At 38.3% G+C, this 23,956-nt stretch carries 21 protein-coding genes; 2 read left to right on the top strand and 19 right to left on the bottom strand.

Going from position 1 to position 23,956, the window contains the following annotated elements; translation table 11 throughout:
- Positions 1–15: 15 nt before the first annotated feature.
- The 14 genes from H4J57_RS04595 to H4J57_RS04530 all read right to left on the bottom strand — a co-directional run bounded on the left by H4J57_RS04595 (position 16) and on the right by H4J57_RS04530 (position 14,656).
- Positions 16–369, bottom strand: coding sequence for a hypothetical protein (locus tag H4J57_RS04595; RefSeq protein WP_182221529.1), 354 nt, complete (start codon positions 367–369; stop codon positions 16–18).
- A 246-nt stretch (positions 370–615) separates the two neighbouring features.
- Positions 616–1,857, bottom strand: a complete 1,242-nt coding sequence (locus H4J57_RS04590; protein WP_182217248.1) for a malic enzyme-like NAD(P)-binding protein — start codon at positions 1,855–1,857, stop codon at positions 616–618.
- Positions 1,858–2,414: 557 nt separating this feature from the next.
- Entirely contained in the window at positions 2,415–3,713 is a 1,299-nt protein-coding gene (locus H4J57_RS04585) for an adenylosuccinate synthase (RefSeq protein ID WP_182216102.1), read from the bottom strand.
- 144 nt (positions 3,714–3,857) lie between these two features.
- Positions 3,858–4,046 (bottom strand): DUF2065 domain-containing protein, encoded by a 189-nt coding sequence (locus H4J57_RS04580; RefSeq protein ID WP_182203168.1) that lies wholly within the window; start codon positions 4,044–4,046, stop codon positions 3,858–3,860.
- 21 nt (positions 4,047–4,067) lie between these two features.
- Positions 4,068–4,217 carry a DUF2065 family protein gene (locus H4J57_RS04575; RefSeq protein ID WP_182174000.1) on the bottom strand — a complete coding sequence of 50 codons (150 nt, stop codon included), beginning with the start codon at positions 4,215–4,217 and terminating at the stop codon, positions 4,068–4,070.
- 224 nt (positions 4,218–4,441) lie between these two features.
- The gene (hflC, locus tag H4J57_RS04570; RefSeq protein WP_182174003.1) at positions 4,442–5,329 is read right to left on the bottom strand and encodes a protease modulator HflC; all 888 of its coding nucleotides are present in this window, start codon (positions 5,327–5,329) and stop codon (positions 4,442–4,444) included.
- Between the two features lie 3 nt (positions 5,330–5,332).
- A complete protein-coding gene (gene hflK, locus H4J57_RS04565) occupies positions 5,333–6,478 on the bottom strand; it encodes an FtsH protease activity modulator HflK (protein WP_182174006.1) in 1,146 nt (381 codons plus the stop codon).
- 54 nt (positions 6,479–6,532) lie between these two features.
- Positions 6,533–7,840, bottom strand: coding sequence for a ribosome rescue GTPase HflX (hflX, locus tag H4J57_RS04560; protein WP_182174009.1), 1,308 nt, complete (start codon positions 7,838–7,840; stop codon positions 6,533–6,535).
- Between the two features lie 88 nt (positions 7,841–7,928).
- Entirely contained in the window at positions 7,929–8,186 is a 258-nt protein-coding gene (gene hfq / locus H4J57_RS04555; RefSeq protein ID WP_070375096.1) for an RNA chaperone Hfq, read from the bottom strand.
- A gap of 102 nt (positions 8,187–8,288) precedes the next feature.
- Positions 8,289–9,254 carry a tRNA (adenosine(37)-N6)-dimethylallyltransferase MiaA gene (gene miaA, locus H4J57_RS04550; RefSeq protein ID WP_182242122.1) on the bottom strand — a complete coding sequence of 322 codons (966 nt, stop codon included), beginning with the start codon at positions 9,252–9,254 and terminating at the stop codon, positions 8,289–8,291.
- Between the two features lie 4 nt (positions 9,255–9,258).
- Positions 9,259–11,166, bottom strand: coding sequence for a DNA mismatch repair endonuclease MutL (gene mutL, locus H4J57_RS04545; protein WP_182242104.1), 1,908 nt, complete (start codon positions 11,164–11,166; stop codon positions 9,259–9,261).
- A 31-nt stretch (positions 11,167–11,197) separates the two neighbouring features.
- Positions 11,198–12,502 carry an N-acetylmuramoyl-L-alanine amidase gene (locus tag H4J57_RS04540; RefSeq protein WP_182242103.1) on the bottom strand — a complete coding sequence of 435 codons (1,305 nt, stop codon included), beginning with the start codon at positions 12,500–12,502 and terminating at the stop codon, positions 11,198–11,200.
- Positions 12,503–12,540: 38 nt separating this feature from the next.
- On the bottom strand, positions 12,541–13,014 hold the full coding sequence (gene tsaE, locus H4J57_RS04535) for a tRNA (adenosine(37)-N6)-threonylcarbamoyltransferase complex ATPase subunit type 1 TsaE (RefSeq protein WP_404842494.1): 474 nt from the start codon (positions 13,012–13,014) through the stop codon (positions 12,541–12,543).
- 19 nt (positions 13,015–13,033) lie between these two features.
- The gene (locus H4J57_RS04530; protein ID WP_182242102.1) at positions 13,034–14,656 is read right to left on the bottom strand and encodes an NAD(P)H-hydrate dehydratase; all 1,623 of its coding nucleotides are present in this window, start codon (positions 14,654–14,656) and stop codon (positions 13,034–13,036) included.
- Positions 14,657–14,700: 44 nt separating this feature from the next.
- On the opposite strand from H4J57_RS04530, the gene queG reads away from it, so the two are divergent.
- Positions 14,701–15,861: a tRNA epoxyqueuosine(34) reductase QueG gene (gene queG / locus H4J57_RS04525; RefSeq protein WP_182242101.1), complete on the top strand. Its 1,161-nt coding sequence runs from the start codon at positions 14,701–14,703 to the stop codon at positions 15,859–15,861.
- Here queG and H4J57_RS04520 read toward each other — a convergent pair.
- From H4J57_RS04520 to orn, 5 genes are all read right to left on the bottom strand, one after another.
- The gene (locus H4J57_RS04520) at positions 15,848–17,512 is read right to left on the bottom strand and encodes a response regulator (protein WP_182242100.1); all 1,665 of its coding nucleotides are present in this window, start codon (positions 17,510–17,512) and stop codon (positions 15,848–15,850) included. The two genes, queG and H4J57_RS04520, sit on opposite strands and share 14 nt — an antisense overlap.
- 12 nt (positions 17,513–17,524) lie before the next feature.
- Positions 17,525–17,728, bottom strand: a complete 204-nt coding sequence (locus H4J57_RS04515) for a DUF1289 domain-containing protein (protein ID WP_182242099.1) — start codon at positions 17,726–17,728, stop codon at positions 17,525–17,527.
- A 121-nt stretch (positions 17,729–17,849) separates the two neighbouring features.
- Positions 17,850–21,203 carry a hypothetical protein gene (locus H4J57_RS04510; protein ID WP_182242098.1) on the bottom strand — a complete coding sequence of 1,118 codons (3,354 nt, stop codon included), beginning with the start codon at positions 21,201–21,203 and terminating at the stop codon, positions 17,850–17,852.
- 176 nt (positions 21,204–21,379) lie between these two features.
- On the bottom strand, positions 21,380–21,865 hold the full coding sequence (locus H4J57_RS04505) for a DUF4442 domain-containing protein (protein ID WP_070375103.1): 486 nt from the start codon (positions 21,863–21,865) through the stop codon (positions 21,380–21,382).
- A 172-nt stretch (positions 21,866–22,037) separates the two neighbouring features.
- Positions 22,038–22,583 (bottom strand): oligoribonuclease, encoded by a 546-nt coding sequence (gene orn / locus H4J57_RS04500; RefSeq protein WP_182221518.1) that lies wholly within the window; start codon positions 22,581–22,583, stop codon positions 22,038–22,040.
- 325 nt (positions 22,584–22,908) lie between these two features.
- On the opposite strand from orn, the gene rsgA reads away from it, so the two are divergent.
- Entirely contained in the window at positions 22,909–23,946 is a 1,038-nt protein-coding gene (gene rsgA / locus H4J57_RS04495; protein WP_182242097.1) for a small ribosomal subunit biogenesis GTPase RsgA, read from the top strand.
- Positions 23,947–23,956 lie beyond the last annotated feature (10 nt).

Here is a 23,956-nt window from a genome sequence, read left to right as displayed (position 1 = left end):
TTTTAATACACTTCCTTAAAAAGACGCTCTGGCGTCTTTTTTTATGCCCATACGGTAAGCATCTACAATAGCCAGTAACCAACAAGTTAATAGTGTATAGGTTAATGTACTCATTAAGATAGGGTCAACAATAATGGGATTTTTTGACATCTCAGCGATCAGTGCTTGGCTATTGAGCGCAACGTCACCTGATTTAACTTTATTAATAAGTGGCTGATATTGCCTCATCACTTCTTCAATATACAAATATACCGTCACTGAGAAACTTAAAATAAATAACGTAGCCCGTCGATAAGCGTGACACATTAGTTGGCCAATACCCGGGTAAACAAGTGCTGAGAGTAAAACGGCTTTCGTTGAAGTTTTCATTGTTATTCGTCCTACTCAATATTGTTATGCTTTGCCATCGGTGACATTGTCTACAGAGGTGCAAGTATTAATGATTTGTCAGGAATATAGATGACGTACAAGAGGTAACTGCTGCTGCGTTACCCTATTTCTTAATTCCTACTTTCTGCGTCCATGTAGTCACTGCACCATGACCTACTATTTGTCATGAATAAAAAAAGGAGAGTCGAGCTCTCCTTTTACAGCGTTATTAATAAATACTACTGATTATTCCATATAGTTTTCAGGTAATTCTAGGGCTGCCACTCCAGACTCAACCGCCGCTTTAGCAACGGCAAGCGCTACTCGACCACACAAACGTGGATCCATCGGCTTAGGAATAATATACTCCTTACCAAAGGTCAAACTTTTCTCACCACTAGCATCTAACACTTCTTGCGAAACAGGTTCCTTTGCTAATTCACGAATTGCATGGACAGCGGCAATTTTCATCTCATCGTTAATCGTTCTAGCGCGAACATCTAAAGCGCCACGAAAAATAAAAGGAAAACATAACACATTATTGACCTGGTTAGGGTAATCAGAGCGACCTGTAGCAATAATAAGATCATCACGAACAGCAAGCGCTAATGAGGGTTTTATTTCAGGATCTGGGTTTGAACAAGCAAAGATAATTGGATTGGGTGCCATTAATTTTACATGCTCAGCAGAAAGTAGATTAGGTCCAGAAACACCAACAAATACATCTGCGCCATCGATAACATCTTCAAGGGTACGTTTATCAGTATTATTAGCAAACATACGCTTATATTCGTTAAGATCATCACGTCGGGTGTGAATGACACCTTTAGTATCAAGCATGTAGATTTTTTCGCGCTGAGCGCCACATTTGATTAATAGTTCCATACAAGCAATCGCTGCTGCGCCTGCGCCAAGACAAATAATGTTGGCATCTTTAATACTTTTACCTTGGATTTCCAAGGCATTGATCATTCCAGCAGCGGTAACAATAGCTGTACCATGTTGGTCATCGTGAAATACCGGTATTTTACAACGTTCAATAAGTGCTTTTTCAATAGCAAAACACTCTGGTGCTTTAATATCTTCTAAATTAATACCACCAAAACTGTCAGCGATATTGGCGACCGTATTTATAAATTCTTCAACTGTCTTATGTTTAACTTCGATATCAAATGAATTAATACCTGCAAATCGCTTAAATAATAATGCTTTGCCTTCCATTACCGGCTTAGCCGCCATACCACCTAGATTACCTAACCCTAAAATAGCGGTACCATTGGTAATAACAGCGACGGTATTGCCTTTGCCCGTATATTTGTAAACATCATCGGGATTTGCCGCAATTGCGCGAACCGGTTCAGCAACACCTGGGCTATAGGCGAGTGCTAAATCACGGCTAGTTTCAGCGGCCGTGGTTAATTCAACACTTATTTTTCCAGGTGTTGGGAATTGATGGTAATCAAGTGCTTGTTGGCGAAAGTCAGTCATGATTGATCCTATGCGTTAGGTGAATTTATTGTCTTATATATGCCATTTTTCACGTTTTATTTTGTTTATATACAGCATAGTTTTATAGACTCGTTATCAATCAAGATACACCTTTGTCTGTGATCTTTAAAAAGTAACGGGTATATACTATTGTAATCTTACATTTTGTTCCAACGTTATTCTTATATAAAAAAGTGCTAGAAGCTATAACAAACATACCCTTAGCCCTTTTGTATTGCACATCATAAAACTAAATATTCGCTATACAGCTTAATCTATTCACCGTATTTTATGACCACTTTTATAAACTTCTTTGACTTAAAAAATTTAGCCATCGATTTTTCTTTTTTTCAATACACAACAACGAATTTATCGGTTAAGTTATCCAATTAATAATTAATCTTCATCAACGTTGTCACTATCGCTTATTACGTTGATTAATTGCTTTTGAATTTATATTCAATAATGGCCATTGAAATAATTTATTTTAGGTAAAAAAAAACCACCTCAGGGGTGGTTTTATTCGTCTTATTTTAGAAAAAAATTATTCGCTCTAATTACTCAGCAAACGGGTTTACTAAAATAATGGTTTCATTACGATCTGGGCCTGTTGAAATAATATCAACCGGTACACCTGTTAATTCTTCAATACGCTTAATGTAAGCGATCGCATTAGCAGGTAAAGCGTCACGAGAAGTTGCGCCAACAGTAACTTCAGACCAACCTGGCATTTCTTCATAAACAGGTGTAATTCTGTCATAACCTTCAGCAGCTGTAGGCGGTACAGTAATAATGTCGCCAGCTTCAGTGCGGTAACCTGTACATATTTTAAGGGTTTTTAAACCGTCTAAAACATCAAGTTTAGTTAAACAAAATCCTGTTACGCTGTTAACTTGAATGGCACGGTGCATAGCAACCGCGTCAAACCAACCACATCGACGTTCACGTCCAGTAGTCGCGCCAAATTCATGGCCTACAGTACCTAAATGTTCACCGATTTCGTCATCTAATTCTGTAGGGAAAGGACCAGAGCCAACACGTGTTGTGTATGCTTTAGTAATACCTAAAATATAATCTAAATGACGAGGTCCAAAACCACAACCAGTAGCAACGCCACCTGCAGTAGTGTTTGAAGAAGTTACATAAGGATAAGTACCGTGATCAATATCAAGTAAAGTACCTTGAGCACCTTCAAACATAATTGATTCGCCGTTTTTACGGGCTTGATCAAGAATTTCAGCGACATCGGCAACCATTTTAAGAATAACGTCACGAACTGATAAAGCATCAGCAAGCACAGTGTCATAACAAACGGGTGCAACTTTGTAGTAATGCTCTAAAGAGAAATTATGGTAATCAACAATTTCTTTTAATTTAATCGCAAATGACTCAGCACAAACTAAATCGCCAACACGTAAACCACGGCGAGCAACTTTGTCTTCATAAGCTGGACCAATACCACGCCCTGTCGTACCAATAGGCTTATTACCGCGAGCGATTTCTCGCGCAGCATCTAGAGCATTATGATAAGGAAGAATTAACGGACAAGCGTCACTAATAAGTAAACGTTCACGTACAGGAACGCCTTTGGCTTCTAACATTGCGATTTCTGTCATCAAGGCTTTCGGGCATAAAACTACGCCGTTGCCGATTAAACATTTCACATTGTCACGTAATACGCCCGATGGAATTAAATGAAGTACGGTTTTTTCACCGTCTATTACCAAAGTATGACCTGCATTATGGCCTCCTTGATAACGTACGACGTACTTAGCTTTATCTGTGAGTAAATCAACAATCTTACCCTTACCTTCGTCACCCCATTGGGTGCCTAGAACTACGACGTTTTTGCCCATGTTTTCAATTTCGATAAAAAATTAGGCGGGGATTTTATCAAAAATCAAATAGTAGTCCAAGTAATAAATGATGATTTTTAATGCAATTTAAAAATATTCAATTAACTAAAGGGGTTATGAAAAACTTTTATGTCATTCTTTAGTCTAATAACTCAGTAACCATAAAATAAATGTGCCTACGACGAGTAAGCTAATACCAATATTACGAATAGATAAGCTTGATTGTTGCGCTAACTTTTCCATAGTGTCGCGCCACTTATTTGGAAAAAGTGCAGGAATAAGCCCCTCAATAATCAGTACCAAAGCAAATGCCGTTAATAGTGTCTCTACCATGTTATTACTCCTCAATCACTTCTATAGGTAACTAGCAGATACGAAAAAGCCATAACGAGTCATAGCTTTTTTATCAAAAAAATTGTCGCGCCACTTATTTGGGAAAAGTGCAGAAATGAGTCCATCAGTAATCAGTACCAAAGCAAATGCCGTTAATAGTGTCTCTACCATGTTATTACTCCTCAATCACTTCTATAGGTAACTAGCAGATACAAAAAAATTGTCGCACCACTTATTTGGAAAAAGTGCAGGAATGAGTACATCAGTAATCAGTACCAAAGCAAATACCGTTAATAGTGTCTCTACCCTGTTATTACTCCTCAATCACTTCTATAGGTAACTAGCAGATACGAAAAAGCCATGACAAGTCATGGCTTTTTTATCAAAAAAGTAGACTACTTTTTAATTGTAGCGCCTTCTTTTAAGTAGTTAAAGAAATCACTATCGGGTTTAACCACCAAGATATCACTTTTACTACTAAAACTTTTTTCATATGCTTCAAGGCTACGGTAAAAACTGAAAAACTCTGGATCTTGTCCATATGAATCAGCATAAACTTTAGCCGCTAACGCATCGCCTTCACCACGCATTTCTTGTGCTTCTTTTTGTGCTGTCGCTAACATAACGGTTACTTTAGAATCTATCGTAGCACGGATAATTTCCGCTTGCTCTTGACCTTTAGAACGATGCTCTTTTGCTACAGCTGTTCGCTCTGCTCGCATACGGTCATAGATAGAAGCACTGACTTCAGCGGGTAAGTTAATCGCTTTAATACGTACATCAATAACTTCAATACCTAAGTCTTCACGACTACTTGAGGCACTTGCTAACGCTTTAGCCATAATACCGTCACGGTCACCTGAAACAATTTCTTTAATGGTGCGCGTACCAAACTCAGTACGTAAACCATTATTTACTTTTTGTTTCAATAACGCACGAGCATTTTCTACTGAACCAGAAGTACGTAAGTAGAACGTTGAAAAGTCAACAATACGCCACTTAACAAATGAGTCGACCATTAAATCTTTTTTCTCAGATGTTACAAAGCGATCAGCCGCTTCATCAAGCGTTTGAATACGAGCATCAAGTCTGCGAACGTTGTTAATAAAGGGTATTTTAAAGTGTAAACCCGGTTCATAAACAATCATTTCACCTGAATCAGCATCACGTTTAATTTTTGTAAACTGAAAAACGATACCACGTTGTCCTTCAAAAACAATGAAAACAGAAGAGACGGTTAATACTGAGAATAATACAATTAGGGCAATAATAAAGTTTTTCATTGCTTAATTTCTCCCTTCGTTAAATCTGTCTGCACGACCTGATAAATCAGGCGCAGTACTTTGGGTATTAATCGATTGGGTCGCTCGCGTTTGACTCTCAGGTAAAGTACGTTGACCAGAAGACTGATTTTGCATCATTTTATCTAATGGTAAATACATCATGTTATTGCCACCTTCAACATCAACCATAACCTTACTGGTATTAGCATAAACATTTTCCATTGTTGATAAATACATACGCTGGCGAGTAACTTCTGGAGCAGCAAGGTATTCTGGAAGTAATTTATTGAATTTAGCAACTTCACCTTCGGCATCTAATACCGTTTGTTGTTTATAAGCGATGGCCTCTTGTTCCATACGTTTTACTCGGCCACGTGCTCTTGGTTCAATACCACGGGCATAGGCTTCGGCTTCACGTAAAAAACGAACTTCATCTTCTTGTGCTGAAATAGCATCGTCAAAAGCATCTTTGACTTCTTCAGGAGGACGAGCATCTTTAAAGTTGACATCGACAACAATTAAACCAAGATTATACGGGGCAATAATGTCATCTAATTCTTTCCAGACATCTTGACGCACTTTTTCACGGCCACTTGTTAAAATATCATCCATTTTAGAGTCACCAATAACGAAGCGTAAAGCACTATCTAGTGACTGGCTTAAACTGTCATCGGCATCAGTAACACTGAAAATATAATCACGGGCATCAACAACACGATACTGTATCTGCATTTCAACACGTACCACGTTCTCATCTTTGGTTAGCATAAAACCAGATGCAGGTAAGTCGCGTGTTGTTTGCATATCTACAGGAATAATACGTTCAGCGAATGTCCATTTCCAGCGTAAACCTGGCTCAACTGTGCCATCGTATTGCCCAAAACGTAATACGATACCTTTTTCAGCTTCTTTGATAGTGTAGAAACCACTAAAAGCATACACAAGAATACCCACGATTACCGCAATAGCGATACCAACATTCGATGCGCCTTTCTTGCTGCCATCTTTTGATGATTTTCCACCAAAAATACCGCCAAACTTATTACCAATATCTTTTAGTAAGTCGTCTAAATCTGGTGGCCCTTGATTCTTATCATCTTTCTTTTTCCAGGGGTCTTTATCATTATTCCCCGGTTCATTCCACGCCATGGTCTTCTCCACTAACTATAAATTTAAATAAGTGCTAAAACTACTATTTACCCATTACGGTAATATATCAGTCTGTTTACGTTCAATAAAGCCTTCTATATCAGCTTCACTCAGTTTAATTAATCTATCCCACTCTCTTGCAGGTAATTTAATTTTCAATAAACAATTTCCATCTTCGTCATACCGTTCATCAACAATAGAATTTAATTGATAAAACACACCACGTAGTTTACCTTCGCTAGGAGGTAAGCATAAGTTATGCTTGACTATTTTCTTTCCGAGTCGTTCAGCTAGCGCTTGAAAAAGTAATTCAATCCCTATGCCTTTTTGTGCAGATAACCATACTCGTATAGGTAGACCTGTGTCGTCTCTGTCGATGCGTGGTTCAATATCGTCCAAAACATCTATTTTATTACAAATTAATAATTGTGGTACATCACCCGCTTCGATCTCTTTCAAAACCGTTTCAACCTGTTCAATATTTTCAGTTCGCCTATCATCTGAAATATCAATGACATGCAATAATAGTTCAGCTTCACGAGTTTCAGTCAATGTTGCTTTAAAAGCGGCGACTAAATCATGAGGTAAATGACGAATAAAGCCAACGGTATCAGCTAAAATGGCCCGGCCAACATCTTCAATTTCAATTTTTCGTAATGTGGGATCTAAGGTTGCAAATAATTGATCTGCTGCGTAAACGTCTGCCTGAGTAATAATATTAAACAGCGTCGATTTACCTGCGTTGGTATAACCCACTAAAGAAATTGTCGGTATTTCGGCGCGTGTTCTTGCTCTTCTACCTTGCTGGCGTTGCTTTTCAACACGTTCTAAACGTTTACGTATATTTACCATACGATCGCGAAGTAGACGGCGATCAGTTTCTAGCTGAGTTTCACCAGGCCCGCGGAGGCCAATACCACCTTTTTGCCTTTCAAGGTGTGTCCAGCCACGGATCAAACGCGTACTCATATGACGTAATTGCGCAAGTTCTACTTGCATCTTACCTTCATGTGTTCGAGCGCGCTGGGCAAAAATATCTAGGATGAGTGTTGTTCGGTCAACAACGCGGCACTCACACAATGCTTCAATATTTTTTTCTTGTGAAGGAGAAAGTGCATGATTAAAAAGTACCACATTGGCTTGATGTAACTTTACCGCCTCGGCAACTTCTTCAGCTTTACCACTACCAACAAAGAATTTAGTATGAGGTGTAGTACGTTTACCTGTAACAATTGCAAGCGCGTTAACGCCCGCAGAGCTAACAAGCATTTCAAATTCTTGTAAGTCTTCGCGCGCATTTTCATCAGGGAAATCGAGGTGAACAAGAATAGCTTGTTCACCTGCTTGATAACGATCAAACAATTGAGTATTACCTATAAACTAAATAGTTAAACCAAAAGAAACTTTTGGACACGTAATATTTGGTGTACAACCAAACTCAACGAAATCATTAATCTTGCTGTTCCTGACTATAATCACCAGTTTGTGGTGCTGGCATCGTAGAAACTGCCCGTGAAGGAACAACAGTAGAAATGGCGTGTTTATAGACCATTTGACTCACTGTATTTTTAAGTAAAATAACAAATTGATCAAAGGACTCTACTTGTCCTTGTAGTTTAATGCCATTAACTAAATATATTGCTACCGGAATGCGATCACGTCGTAAAGCATTCAAAAATGGGTCTTGTAAAGATTGCCCCTTTGCCATTGTTTGGCCCCTTTTTTGTTATTTTTAATAAATGTATGTAAGAGTTTTTTCTCTAGAAAACTAGTTACTTACTATGCAACTGTTTTTATTATACATCAAGGTTTAAAGTTTGCTTACTGAAGACATAATTAGTTTTAAATTATTTTCGTCTTCCATATGCAACCATTGTAAATTTGGCCAATTTCTCAACCAAGTTAACTGTCGTTTAGCCAGTTGTCGCGTCGCACAAATGCCTTTGAAAACCATTTCATCATGGTCGACTTCACCATCTAAATATTCCCACATCTGTCGATAACCCACACAACGAATAGCGGGTAAATTTTCATGCAAATCGTCACGCTGTTTTAACTTAACAACTTCTGATTCAAAATCTTGTTCAATCATCTGTTCAAACCTAAGCGCAATACGAGCATGTAAATCTTTACGCTCTTTCGGTGAGATAGCAAATTGTAAAACATCACCACTGAGTCGCTCACCCTTAACTTTCGTTAAGTCGGTCATACTTTTGCCCGTTAGGCGGTAAACTTCTAATGCCCGCATTAATCGTTGCGGATCATTTTTGTGAATACGTTCGGCAGAAACTGGGTCTACGCTAGCAAGTTGTTGATGAATGTTTTCCCAGCCAAATTGTTCAGCTTCGTCGGCTATGCCTTGGCGAATTTTGACATCGGCCGCCGGCAGAGGCGAAATACCCTCAATCAGGCTTTTAAAATACATCATAGTACCGCCAACCAATAAAGGTATGCGGTTATTTGCCCTGATTTTCTCAATTGCTACTAAAGCGTCACGACAAAAATCAGCGGCAGAGTAACTCTCGCTGGCATCAATTAAATTAATTAATCGATGCGGATACTTTGCTAATTCTTCTGCTGTTGGTTTTGCAGTACCAATGTCCATATCACGATAAACAAGCGCAGAATCAACACTGATAATATCGCATGGCAAGGCATCATGTAATGCCATTGCTAAGGCTGTTTTACCTGATGCAGTAGGCCCCATCAAACAAATGACTGGCGGTAATTTACGGTTTTTACTGTCAATATTGTTTGTTGATAAAGCGTCAGACATCAATTTAAGTAGCATTCGTTAACATTCTTATTGATGATGTGAGGTCTATCAATACCGAATTCAAGCGTAGCTGCTGCTCAAAGGTAGGATTTAATTGTTGCTGACTCAAACGGAGTAGGCTTTTAGCTTGTTGGTTATCGTAAGAATCAGCGGACAATAAACTTGCAAAGGCTTGTTGCCAATCACTATTTGTTAATTCTTGTCCATCTTCTAAACACAAAAGTGTTAAGAGCTTATTAACACTTAAATTTACATCTTTATTTCTTAACAAGGCCGGAAACTCTCGTACTTGTATACTGTTCTTGGATAAAACATTCGCGACAATACCTATTTTTTTCAGTGCATCAGTCTGCGCTTCAACAAAAGTAACTTGTGCTTGCGTCAACGATATCTTAATCGGCAATAGTAACGGCTGGCTAACAAAATTATGCTGCCATCTGTTTTTTACTTCGAAGAATTTAACCGCTTGCTCTATTTTGTTTAATGCCAATAAACGTAGTTCATTGTCTAACGTTATCACCGCATATTTATCATCAATAATCTTGGTTAACACTAAGTGATCATTTTCATTCACCTCATGTATTGGCAGAGCGGCACTGTCTTCATCTGACTTTCCACTAGACAAAGGTGTCATCAATGTTTGATAAGCTTGCGCAGCATTTCTGCTCACTTGGTTATTACTGTGCGTATAAGATGAATAATTTTTTTGACTACCTGGCTTGCTACTTTGATAGGGTTCGCTTTGAACATCGGTAACTTTCGTCAATGGTTTAATATAATCACGCGTTAATTGCTGCCCGGTTTCATGTGACTCAAGCTGATTGTCTTGTCTATAATTTACCGCACGGCTTTCAGGCTGAAGTGGTAAAGTAGCCGAGGGTTGATCTTCTGATTCAGGTAATAAGCCAACATTAGCATTTTCGCTTAACGCGTTATGACAAACCGAATAAATAAAATCATGAATATAACGCCCTTGATGAAACCGTACTTCATGTTTTGCTGGGTGAACATTTACATCAACTTCTCGGACATCAAGCACCAGAAACAGCACAAAAGCTGGGTAAGTATCCGCAGGTAACAGATGACTGTAAGCTTGACGAATGGCGTGATTAATTAACTTGTCTCGCATCATACGGCCATTCACGTAACTAAAGCATAAATCATTTTGGTTACGGGCAAAGCTTGGTAGCCCTACCCAACCTGATAATTGTAAATCGCCATGCTGGCAGTCAATTTCCAGTGAATGCTCAATAAACTTTTGACCACAAATTTGTGCTACCCGTTTTGCGTATAAGCTTTTATTATTGACTGATTTAAAATGCTTAATCACTTTCTGATTATGTGACAAAATAAAACTAACATCAAAGCGCGCCAAAGCGATACGCTTAATAACCTCTTCAATATGAGTGAACTCTGTTTTTTCAGTACGAAGGAATTTTCGTCTCGCGGGGGTATTAAAAAACAAGTCGACAACATCAATGGTCGTGCCATTGGGATGTGCAGCGGGTTGTAAGGCTACTGCCATATCTCGCCCTTCGGCAATGGCTTGCCAAGCTGATTCTTGCTCAGCAGGTTTTGACGTCAACGTTAAACGTGAGACTGAGCTAATACTTGCCAGTGCTTCGCCACGAAACCCTAAACTACAAATACCTTCTAAATCATTTAAATCTTTAATTTTACTGGTCGCATGACGACTTAGCGCTAACGTTAGTTCATCTTTAACAATACCCGAGCCATTATCACTAATACGAATACGTTTAGCGCCACCTTTTTCAATGTCTATTTTAATGGTCGTTGCGCCAGCATCTAAGCTGTTTTCAACTAACTCTTTCACCACTGATGAAGGACGTTCTACGACTTCACCGGCAGCAATTTGGTTAGCTAGGCGTGCTGGAAGGATTTCTATGGTCATAAATTTTGATCTGTTAACTATTTATAATAAATTAATCGGCGCGAGGTATGGTTAAGGTTTGACCTATGCGAACGGTATTTGAGGTTAAACTATTTGCCATTTTTAATTCTCGTACTGAAACACTATAGCGTTGTGCAACCACAGATAAAGATTCACCGCGAGTAATTTTATGTTGTCGTGTTTCAATAGAGGCATAATAACTGCCCATCGGCGGTTGAATCATAAAGTGGTCTTTAATACCTTTAAAAATACCTTTAGCGAGCTTGCGCTGATGAGCACTAGAGTTTAAATTTTGCTCTTCTCTATGGTTAGAAATAAAACCTGTTTCAACTAAAATCGAGGGGATATCTGAAGATTTCAACACACCAAAATTACCATGTTGGGGAATTTTTTTGTGCATTTTAGTGATTTTTTTCAGTTGTTTTAGTACGCTATTCGCCATGCTAATACTGACACCCTGCGAATGCTCTTTATTCATATCTGCTAAGGTTTTTGCCAAGTTATCATCACGGGTATTTTTAATAACACCACCGCCACCACCTAAAAGCTCGGAGTTGTTCGAGCGGTTACGCAGCCATTTGGCCATTTCTGACTCAACCCGTTTGTGCGATACAATCCAGACTGAGGCTCCGTTAGGTTGAGGTGTTCTAAACGCATCGGCATGGATTGACACTAAAAAATCCACTTGGTTTTTTCTGGCTATTTCACTACGTCGACCGACCGAAACATAATAGTCTCCATCGCGCACCATTACCGCCTTCATGCCTTTTTCATTATTAATATAGGTAGCAAGTTTTTTAGCAATCGCTAACGTAACACGTTTTTCATAGCTGCCTTTACCCCCTATAGAACCAGGGTCCTCACCACCGTGGCCAGCATCAATGGCAATAAGAATATCTCGATGATCATTTTTGGGGGTATGGTCGCCTTGGCTAATTTTCTCTTCATCGAATAAATCAATAACTAAACGGTTACCGTATTGTCCAGCTGGTGCAAGCGGAAAAACAGCCAAAGAGTAATTATCCGCTAATTCTAATACTAAACGTGTTGTACCTTTAATACGCGATTTACTGGTGCGGATCAGTTTTATGCGTTTATCCTTTTTAAGGATATTCTTAAACGAAACATGATTCTTACTGTTGTTAAAATCTATAACTAAACGCTGAGGATTCTGTAAACTGAAATACTTATAATCAGGCTGTTCACTGAGATCAAAAACAATACGGGTATTTTCCGGGGCTGGCCAGACACGAACGCCATCGATGCTATTACCCTGCGCTTCAAAGAAAACACTAACGGTTAATAACATAGCTAATAATAACGATCGAATATTCATTTACTGCTGCCCTTTCCTTTTGCGTCTATTAGCGCACATTAACTAAGTGCATTTACTACGAGCTCACCCAAAGGGGTCTTTGCTTGTATGTTGATGGTTCTTTGCTCTTCACTATACGCTAAGTCGATACGCAAATCAGGTGCCTTGATCATACCTAGCCCCTTTTCTGGCCACTCAATAAAGCAACAGCAGTTATCTGCAAAATAATCTCGAATGCCCATATATTCTAGTTCTTCAGGATCTGACAAGCGATATAAATCAAAATGATAAACTAACCAGTCATGTAATTCATAAGGTTCAACGAGAGTATAGGTTGGGCTTTTTACGTGGCCAATATGCCCCATACCTTGCACAAAACCTCGAGTTAAGGTGGTTTTTCCCGCACCTAAATCACCGTAAAGATATACAACAATACCTTGTTTTAGTTCTTTTTTTACAATATCAGCTAATTTATTACCCATAGCTATAGTTGCTGATTCATCAGCTAAAAAGTAGTTTTTGTTTGTAAGCATTTCTTTCATCAATTATTTTCTAAAATTTATTATTTATAAGCTGCCGTATAACTGGCAATAGGTCACTTGCTAGCATACCAATTTTTCCATGCTTTTGCGCAATAATGTCAGCAGCCTTACCATGAATATAAACGGCCAAGGCTGTAAGCTTTGCAAAATCAGTTCGCTCTTGCAGTTCCTCCCCTTTTTCTGACGAGCTTTTTTGCATTAGCAATGCCGCAATAATACCTGATAACACATCGCCCATGCCTCCGCTTGCCATGCCTGAATTACCCGTTGTGTTCACCCAAACCTGTTGACCATCACTTATCAAACTCCCTGCACCTTTCAATACGCTCACGCATTGATATTGTTGGGCTATTTTTTTTACGGCGCTAAAACGATCTCGCTCTATTTCTGTCACAGTGCAATTTAACAGCGTTGCAGCTTCACCGGGATGTGGCGTTAAAACCCAATGGTTACTTTTAATTTTATCCGTTAATAAATTTTGTTGGTAAGCTTGCGCCAACAAACTCAAACCATCGGCGTCAATTACACATAATTTTTTTTGAGCCAGCACTAAATCAAATAATGCCTGACTCCACTCATTTTGACCCAAACCAGGGCCAAGCACATAAGCCTTAGCTTTACTTAATGTCATTGATCCCACAAGTTGTTCTGCGCAACTAGGCGCTAACATTAATTCTGGGCGGCCATTAAAGACTAATGCTCGATTATTTTTATGACAACAAATACTCACTAATGCAGCACCACTGCGCAATGACGCCTCTGCAGACAAACGTATCGCACCAGCAAAACCTTCTCCGCCCCCAACAGCCAGTAATAATCCAATATTTCCTTTGTGACTGCTTGCTTTGCGTTTAGGTAAAGCAGCAAAAACTTCGTTGCCAAAAACCGTGATATTGGTCTTCACTTGCTCTGTAAATGCTTGACCTAATGCTAAATCAGCAAAATAGATTTCCCCAACATGGTTAATGGCTTCTCCCGTCACTAAACCGCACTTTAGAGCAATAAAAGTTACAGTACTGTTAGCAATGATTGCCGTATTTTCAACAACACCTGTAGTTGCACATAAACCTGAAGGCACATCAACACTGATCACTTTTGCCAAATGCTGGTTAATAGAAGTAACTAATGTCACTAGAGTTTCTGGTAGGCGTCCTTTAAAACCAATACCAAATAGTGCATCAATAATTAACTTACCTTGAAAATTCGCTACCATTTCAACATTAGCCGTTTTTTGATCAAATATAATCAAGCCATTTTCAACTTTATTAACATTGATGTAAGCTTGGTAAGCGCGTAAGGCATCGCCGGATAATTCTTCTGGTTTTGCCGTTAGTAGCACAGAAACCTGAAAACCAGCTTGCACAGCTAAACGTGCAATTACAAACCCATCACCACCGTTATTACCTTTTCCACAAATAACTAACAGCTTTTGGGTAGCTATTTTTTGACCTATATCATTTTCATTTTGAAGATATTTTTGCTTGATATGCTGAAAAACAGCCTTACCTGCATTTTTCATCAATGAATACATTTCAATATTTTCTATAGCAGCAACTTTTGCTTCATTAGCTAACACTTGCTTCGCGGAAAAAGCAGCTTGTGGTAAGCTTGCACTCAACAGTTTTATTTCCATTTCTATCTCCCTTTACCAAATTGTACTGCGATGACATGTTAACTATGACAACACCTAATATTAACTATCAAGAATTAGCTGAAAAAATCAAGCTTTGGGGTCAAGAATTAGGCTTTTCGCAAATAGGTTTCAGTGATATTGACTTATCAAGTCATGAACAAGCCTTAACAACGTGGCTAGAAAATAATTATCACGGTGAAATGGATTACATGCAAAAGCATGGTTTAATGCGAGCACGCGCCCAAGAGCTTGTTGAAGGAACAACGCGGGTGATCAGTGTTCGCATGGATTATTTACCCCCCGAAGCAAAATTTGCCCGTACGCTCAAAAAGAAAGACCATGCTTATATCAGCCGCTATGCCTTGGGGCGAGACTATCATAAATTAATGCGCAAACGCCTCAAACAACTCGGTGATAAAATTAGTGAGTACTGTGAAACCTTCAACTTTCGCCCATTTGTTGACTCAGCACCAATCTTAGAGCGACCTTTAGCAGAAAAAGCGGGGTTAGGCTGGGTCGGTAAACATTCGTTATTAATTAACAAAAGTGCCGGCTCATGGTTTTTCTTGGGTGAACTATTAGTTGATATTCCGTTACCGATTAATGAAAAAACAGCCAATGAATGCGGTAGTTGTGTTTCTTGTATTAAAATTTGCCCAACCCAAGCGATAGTGGCTCCTTATGTCGTAGACGCTCGCCGTTGTATATCCTATTTAACCATCGAATTACGTGACGCAATTCCAGAAGAGTTTAGGCCGTTAATTGGCAATAGAATTTATGGCTGTGATGATTGCCAACTCATTTGCCCATGGAACAAATTTGCTAACATCAGTCACGAAGGCGACTTTTCCCCTCGCCAAAATCTTGATAATGTTGAATTATTAACCGTATTTAGCTGGGATGAAGCGACCTTTCTCAATAAAACAGAGGGGTCTCCTATTCGCCGTATTGGTTTTAATAGCTGGCAACGAAATATTTCCGTTGCAATCGGTAATGCGCCATATAGTGCAGAAAATGTTAACGCGTTAAATAATAAGTTAGCAACCGCAGAGCCTATGGTTGCTGAACATATTAATTGGGCATTGCATCAACAAGACAATAAGCGAATCGCTGCAGAACAGCAAAGTGACTTTCCAATAAAAAATCAACGATTAACCGAGCGCTTGATCCGCAGTGTTGAAAAAGGTTTACCTAGAGATGCTTAGCAGGCTCAGTTGATTCAGCTTGCTGCCACTTTATTTTTAACTGTTCTATAGACTCAACACCGCTGTTTTTAATGTTCGCAGACAAAAGTAGAGCAAGCGCTTCATCGCCCAGTTTTTGGTGACTTTCATCAAATTCATTACTTTGTTTAATCACCACCAATATTTTTAACATACGCATCGTTAATTTAATATTATGAGGTGTTAATCTTAGAGCTTGCTGAATAGCCTTAAGCGCGGGCTGTAAACGATTTTTTTCGAAATGTTCAATCGCCATATCGTTCAGTTGTTTGGGTGAAAAATTAATTTCAGCACGCTCAAGACTTTCCTGCTCAATATATTTATTGATCACTTGGCTCGTTAATGAATCACCTGAGACTTGTTTACCGATAATCTCTAACATTGTTAGCGCTTCTTCGCGCATACCCAATTCGTGAAAGACTTTCACTTTATCTAGGTTGTCTTCAATTTGCGGTGACGCAATAAAATTAACATGGTTTTCAACAAGTTTAGTGGCCTTCTCTTTTTGTTCACGAACAATATATAACCGTGCTTGGATCACTAATAACTGCTGTTTAAACTCATTTGCGTCGCTATAATCATTTTGAAGTTGCTTAATATGCTTGTCTGTTTGCTGCAAAACTTTAAAGGATCGTTCGTCAGTAATAGCCGCCGCTAAATCAATGCCTGAACGAATAACATTTAAGAGCAATTCGGGTGAATCATGAATAGAATTTTTCGCTTGCTGGGCGATATTTCGTGTCGCTATATATTGTCCTTCATGGTCATGATTGAGTCGTGCTAAATCCCATGATTTTTTATTACGTTCAATATTTCGTGGCGACAACGCAGTTGCTTTTTTTATCTCATCGTAGGCTCTTTCATATTGCTCATGCTCAATATAATATTGCGCCAGCATATCATGAGCCCCAAATCGAGTAGCGGGCTTATTAATTAACTTTTCAATCAGTTCATTAATTTCGTTTATACGCCCTTGCTTTAACAAAGACTTTACATAGCCTAAATAAACCCAAGCGTAGGTATAGGTTTTCAATAGGCTTTTAAAAAAAGATTCTGCCGTTTCAAATTCTAAAAGACTTAAGTAAGCCTCACCTTTCATCCGCAATATATTGGGGTGATATTGGTGTAAACTTTGATTAACAAGATGGCGGTCAGCAAAATATATAACTTTCGAAAAACTCTTAGTATCAGTCGCTCGATACATGTTGAATAATTGCTTTTTAGTTTGCAAGGTATGGATTAAGCGTTGTTGCACTGTTTTAGGGGCGAGTGGTTTTACCCAAAAGTCATCGGGCTGTAATTCGACAATTGAATTAACAAGAGACTCATTCGTTTCAGTACTGAGAAAAATAAGAACCGTGGTTTTATTAACATGACCTCTGAATTTTAATTCTTCGAGTAAATGAAAACCGTCTTTATCACTATTTACATTGAATGAGCAAATAACAATATGAAAGCGTGTTGTTTCACATAACCTTATACCGTAATAAGCACTTTCTGCACATTTTACGTGATTAATGCCGATATCATACAATCCTCTTTTTAAGGTGTCATGAACTAACCGGTTATCGTCTATTATCAGCACGGTAAGTTGTGAAAAATCGTCTAATTCACTTTGTTCAGTAATTTCCATTTAACTTTTACCTTAATCGTGCTTCTTTTGAATCACTATTCGTCTTTGTTGACAGTTGTTAATTACCGTTATTTTTTCTTTACTTTTATAGCTTGTCCACGCCAAAATCTCATCAATATGGCGGAAACAACCAAGGCAGACATCATCGGCATTTAAACAGCAATTTCTTACACAAGGGCTAGCAACGTCTATTTCTTTTTCAGCTTTAAAACTCATTTAACTAGTATCCCTGTAAACACATTAACCAAGCATTTAAAAAAATTCCAACACAAGGGCTAGCAACATCCATTTCTTTTTCAGCGTTAAAACTCATTTAACTAATATCCCAGTAGTCATATTATATTGCCTCAGCAAACTCATTTAACAGGCGTTGCTGTTCGCTTAATTGGCTAAATAACGACATAACTTGTTGATGTTCTATGACCGTATTTGACGTAAGACTAAATAATAGCTGTTGGCTAATATCAATAAAGTCGTTAGCGGTTAATATTTTACTGGTTGTAAACATGCTACTCGTTAGACTCATCGCTAATGGGTAATTATGTACCGCTAGTGCCGTTGATAATTTTTTCATCGCGTCATCAATATCAGCAAGGTAGTCATCTAGCATTAACATTGCCAATTCTGCAGAGCCCTGATTTTTTGCATAGTGTTCAAGGTTAAAAGGTTCAGGTTGATTTGTTTTCGCAGCGGGTGTTAAATCTAAGTTCGATAATACGTCATCAAGCTTTTCAGTTGTTTTTAACAGTTCAGCGTCAATATTATTATGCTCTTTAGTCTTATTACTTTGTGCTTTTACTGTATTAATAGCAACCACTTTAGTTGGCTTTGCTTTCAACCAAGGCTGTAAAAGTAGCACCAAAGCATCGACATCATGCAAAGCAGGTAAAATAGAAACAGCCCACTTATCTGCCAATTTTGGTGAGTCTTCAACGGAGAAATTACTTTGATTAAAAGTAAAAATGTCACGGCGTACACTTTTTCCAGCGGACATTTTAATAAAAGGTGATTGTTCAAATTCGGTAAATAACAATAAGTATCTTCCAGAGCTCCACAATTGAGTCATCGTTTTAGGCTGACAGACAATTTTCACCTGTAGTCCTAACCATTGTAAAATACGCAGCAAAGTTAACTGTTTACTTGGATTTTCTACCGCAAAGAGCACTTCAACTTGGGTCGATAAATACTGATGTTTATTAAACACACTGGCGGAAAGTTGATGGTTAGTCGTTTGTTCTGTCGTTAAAAAATCAGCTAAGCTTTGCTGAAGTGTGAGTATTTGCAATGGCGTTTCTGTCTGTTCAAACAAGCCATATCGCTCTAAAGGCGCATTAAGATAAGGTTGCATAACAAAAAGCTTTGGCCGAATATCTATCGATAAACTTGATATCTGTTGCTGTATTTTTTCAACTGATTTTACATAAAGGTCACTGGCCAACATAACGACATCAATGCTTTTATCAATTAACTGCGCGGTACTCAGTTGTTCAATAACTTGTTCCGGATCGGCTAAGGTAGTTATTATGCCATTAGCTGAAGTGATCGCTTTTTCTGTAATACTGCAAATGTTGGCATCACTTGATAACAACAAAATATTGGCTTGCTTTAAATTAATACGCTCTACCGATATCTCTTGTGCTACATCAGCAAAACCTATCGGCAGAGTAAAGCAGAACTGGTAACCCTTTTCTTGTAACTGCACATTTTTATCTGTGACGTTAAGTGAATCAAACAGTAAGCATAAGTAATCAAGGGTATCGTTTGTATTGGTTTTTGCTGACTCAAGGCGCTCGTCTAATAATAAGCACTCGAGTGCCTCGGGTAGCTTTGCGATTGTTTTTTTGCTGGTCACAGAAAAATCAAAACGAACAATTTGCTGGCCTTCATTTTTATCGATAACAAGGGTACTAATATGTAAATTAGCTTTAAATAAATCAGCAAGCAGTAATCGGCATAGGCCACTTAACAGCCGGTGAAATAAGCGTACGTCAACTTTCGCAGCAGTTAACAATTGTGTATCTTGTTGGTAATAAATTTTATTACGCTGTAAATGGGCATCGGCAATAATATTAAGTAAAGCCGCGTCAATTTCGTTGTGTAAAGCAACATCACTTAGCGTCATAGGTTTGACCGCAGATAAAAATTCACTTCGAATTTTATGTTGTTGACAGCAATCAAAAATACGCGCGAGTTGTCGATAAACTTGTACCGAAGTAACACCAGCACCAATAGAAACACTTTGGCTTTGCAACATACTGCGCACCACCATATTGGTTAACTTTGTGGTGTTTTCATTGTCTTGTGATTGTCGCTCTAAAATTTGCGTATTATGGGTTAATGAGAGTTGCTGTAGGGACGCTTTTAATTTCTTAATCTCTTTATTTTGTTGATTTATATTGTCATTAGCGGCTTGCTGCTCACTAAGCTGTTGCTGATACTCTTGCTCACTGTGCTCAGGGTTAATCATTGTTTCGAGCGCGGTTTCAAGCTGTTCGGCAATTTTTTTATTTTCCATTGAATTAAAACCGTCGGGGGTCAGTTTTTCATCACTATCCTTTGTTCTTTTTTCAATGAACTGCCTAAATAATTGCACACTCTCTTGGCCATATTTTTTTATTTTGCTTTTACTTTTAAATAACATCGACAATAACAGCAGAAATAGTAGTGCGATCAAACTAAGCACAGTCACTTGTAAATCTTGATTGTTAACATTGAGGTTTTGCTTTTCTAAAAAATCATTTATCTCAGTAGGCAGCCAATCGATTAATCGTAATTTTTTATCTGCAGATAAAGACCCTGGTGATATAGATTCAAGCACTAGCAGCTGTAATTTTTGTTGTTGTTGCTCAATAAATTCGACATATAAACGAGATAACCGTAAATGACTGCGCCACTTCGCTACCGAATTCTGTTGTGAAAATAATAATTGCTCTAAAGTATTAAGTTGCAGCGTTAATAACACACCCTGTTGGCTAACCGTGCTTTCTTCTGGGAGAAAGCTCGTTAATACTTGTTTTAGCTCGGTACTAACATCATCAAAATCTAAAATAGAAGACTGTAAATTCAATTGTTGAAAGGCTAATAGTGCACGGATAATGGTTTGTTGTAATTGTTGTAAGTCACTCAATTCTGTAATTTGCTTTACATAGGCCTTAGCGCGGGTTGCGGTGACTTTATCAGTGTATTTATCTGAATTGAGTTGCTGTAACAGCAGACTTTTTTGTCGCTGTTTTTCCTTAATCTCAACCGTTAATTGATCATTAATTAACTGCAGTTGAATAATGGTATTTTGCTTAAGTTGAGTGTTTCTCTGATGATTTTCACTAAGTTTATCAATAACACCTGAAAATTCTTTATGGCCAACATACATCAAATCAAGCTGAGCTTTATTATTTTTTACCAGTAAAGATATTTTATTAATTTGCTGTTGGGCGACCTCATAGTCAGCAGATAAATTTTTGGCATCAATACGTTTAGCTAAATTTTCTAATGCTAGATAAGTGATTAAAATTTGTTGTTGTTGTTTATGTCTATTCGCTAACGATGGCAGCTCGTTCTCTACTAACGAGGTCACTTGATTATCACGAAGAACTAACAGAGCAGTTAATGCGCTAAAGAGAATGAATGAAAGTAAAGCAATCCGAAAAAATCGTCCTGATAATTGCTGAAAAAAGTAACGAGTAGCGTCCATATTGATCAATACCTTCAACGGTAAATTTAGTTAAAAATACAGTGTAAGGAATTGTCACTAAGAATCAACGGTTTTTAATAACGATATGAGTAAGCTGTTTTAAAAATAACGCGCCTCATAGCCGACTAAGGTCAAATCAATCAGCGCGTTTACAGGTTCTTTTTATCTTCTCAAACTTAACGTCTTTTGGTTACCCAAGCCCACTCCATTTCACAAACAATAGGCTGTTGATCAGATTCATCAGTAATCTCGACACTAACCATCAAACTGCCTTTATCCGCATTTTCTATTTGTTCTATGTCAGCGAGGCTTAATACAGCTACCGCAGACAAATTTCCCTGCATTCGTCTTTGAAAATGAAATGTCATACTTTTCAATAGCGGTACACAAGTGTCGGGAACATTCATCCCAAAAACGATACCCGTCGCCGACTCTGCCAATAATGCCGCAGCAATGGCATGAACACCACCAATATGGTTTTGTACTTTCTTTTTGTTTTCTAACGATAATACCGCTTTGGTATGAGAAACAGAAATCAACTTTATTGATGAAGTACCAGCATACTTTACTGTCGAACAGAAAATTTTAGTCAGTAAAAAAGAGCGCATAAAGCGCGGCATTCTATTAACTTTACTGATTATTTTTCCAAATTTGTTCGCCATAATTTATTTGCCTGCTGTTAATTTTAATTAAGTGTCGCGCAAACTGGTCTGACCTTCAAGTTTTTTTACCCCGTGGCAAACTTATAGTGAGTGTCCAGTTAAAAACGCGCAGATAAAAGCGTGCATAAAAAAAGCGCCCTAAGCGCTTTGATTTATACATTATTGCTGAGCGTTATAGTTTAAAGAAGTGTTCTTGATAAACTTTCATTTCAGCAATTGACTCTAAAATATCATCAAGCGCTAAATGAGCGCCCGTTTTTACCACTTTATCTAACACTTCAGGTTTCCAGCGACGCGCTAATTCTTTAACGGTGCTAACGTCTATATTCCGGTAATGAAAGTAATCTTCAAAATCAGGCATATATTTATTAATAAAGCGTCTGTCCTGTCCAATGCTATTACCACACATCGGTGACTTACCTTTTGGCACATATTGTTCAACAAACTTAATCGTCGCCTCGGTAGCATCGGCTAGCGTACTAACACTTTCACGACAACGTGTAGTTAAGCCTGATTGACCATGGTGTTCGATACACCACTGACTCATATTGTCTAACACCTCGTCACTTTGGTGAATAGCAAAAACAGGTCCTTGAGCTAAAATATTTAACTGACTGTCAGTCACTATGCTGGCAATCTCTAAAATCACATCTGTATTGGGTTCTAGGCCTGTCATTTCTAAATCTAACCAAATTAAATTTGTCTCGTTACCTGTCATGCCGCTTCCTTAAAAATGCCAACTGTTTTACTGATACCAATATCATTAAATTATCACCCACTTGTGCCCCCTAAAGTACGCCAAGGCTAAGTTGCTCTTAATCGCAATAGCTCACGATTATTCAATCAAGCGCCTTATCTTCATTTGTTTTCTTCGCTACAGCAAGGTTACAAACTCAGTGAGACTGATATTACTATTACAAGTATATTAGATGAATGGTGATTTAGTCAGTATAATACGTGACAATGAACTGTGATTAAAACTTTTTGTCGCATTACCCTTTTAAAAGACGAGTGAAACTCCATAATTATCATGATAAAACTCCATGTCTAAGCTAAAAAAACTGACTAAAGGTCAGACAAGGCGCATTAAAGATAATCAAGCTAAAAAACTGCGTAATAAACCAGAGCAAGTGCAATGGCAAGATACTGAGTTGGGAGAGCCTGAAAACGGCACTATTCTCAGTCGCTTTGGCCAGCATGCCGATGTAGAAGCAGAGAATGGTGATTGCATACGTTGTAATATACGCCGCGGCGTTAAATCTTTGGTCTGTGGTGATAAAGTTTTATGGCGCAGAGGTAAAGAAACACAACACAGTATTTCAGGAGTCATTGAAGCGGTTCATGAGCGAACGTCAGTATTAAGTCGTCCAGATGTTTATGACGGCGTAAAACCCATAGCGGCAAATATCACACAAATATTAATTGTCTCTTCGGTGTTACCTGCCTTTAACCCTGATATTATCGACCGGTATTTAGTGGCGGCAGAGCAAACAGGTATCACACCCGTTATCTTACTCAATAAAACTGATTTACTTGATAAAGCCAGTAAAGCTGAAATTGAGCAACATCTCGATATTTATCGTGAGATTGGTTATCAGGTAATTTATGTCAGTAATGAATCTCAACACGGTATAGAAGAGCTTAAGAAACAACTTAGCGAACATACCAGTATCTTTGTAGGCCAATCTGGCGTGGGTAAGTCAACACTTACTAACACCTTGATGCCTGAACTGGGTTTAATGACAAAAATAGTTTCTGAGAACTCTGGTTTAGGTCAACACACAACAACAGTTGCTCGCTTATACCATTTTGAACAAGGTGGTGATTTAATTGATTCACCCGGTATTCGAGAGTTTGGCTTATGGCATTTAACGCCAGCAGAAGTTTATGATGGCTTTATTGAATTTGAAGATTACTTGGGTGGTTGCCGATTTAGAGATTGTAAACACCAAAATGATCCTGGTTGTGCATTAATAGCCGCAGGTGAAGAAATGAAAATACATCCAAAACGTTTAGCGAGCTTTCAACGAATTTTAGCCAGTTTAGGCGATAATAAATTAACCTCTCGTTTTAACGACTAAATTAATATTA

The sequence above is a fragment of the Colwellia sp. BRX8-7 genome (assembly GCF_014077275.1).
Lineage (GTDB): Bacteria > Pseudomonadota > Gammaproteobacteria > Enterobacterales > Alteromonadaceae > Colwellia_A.
The sequence above is the reverse complement of the archived record's forward strand: the minus strand, read 5'-3'. Positions and strand labels throughout refer to the sequence as shown.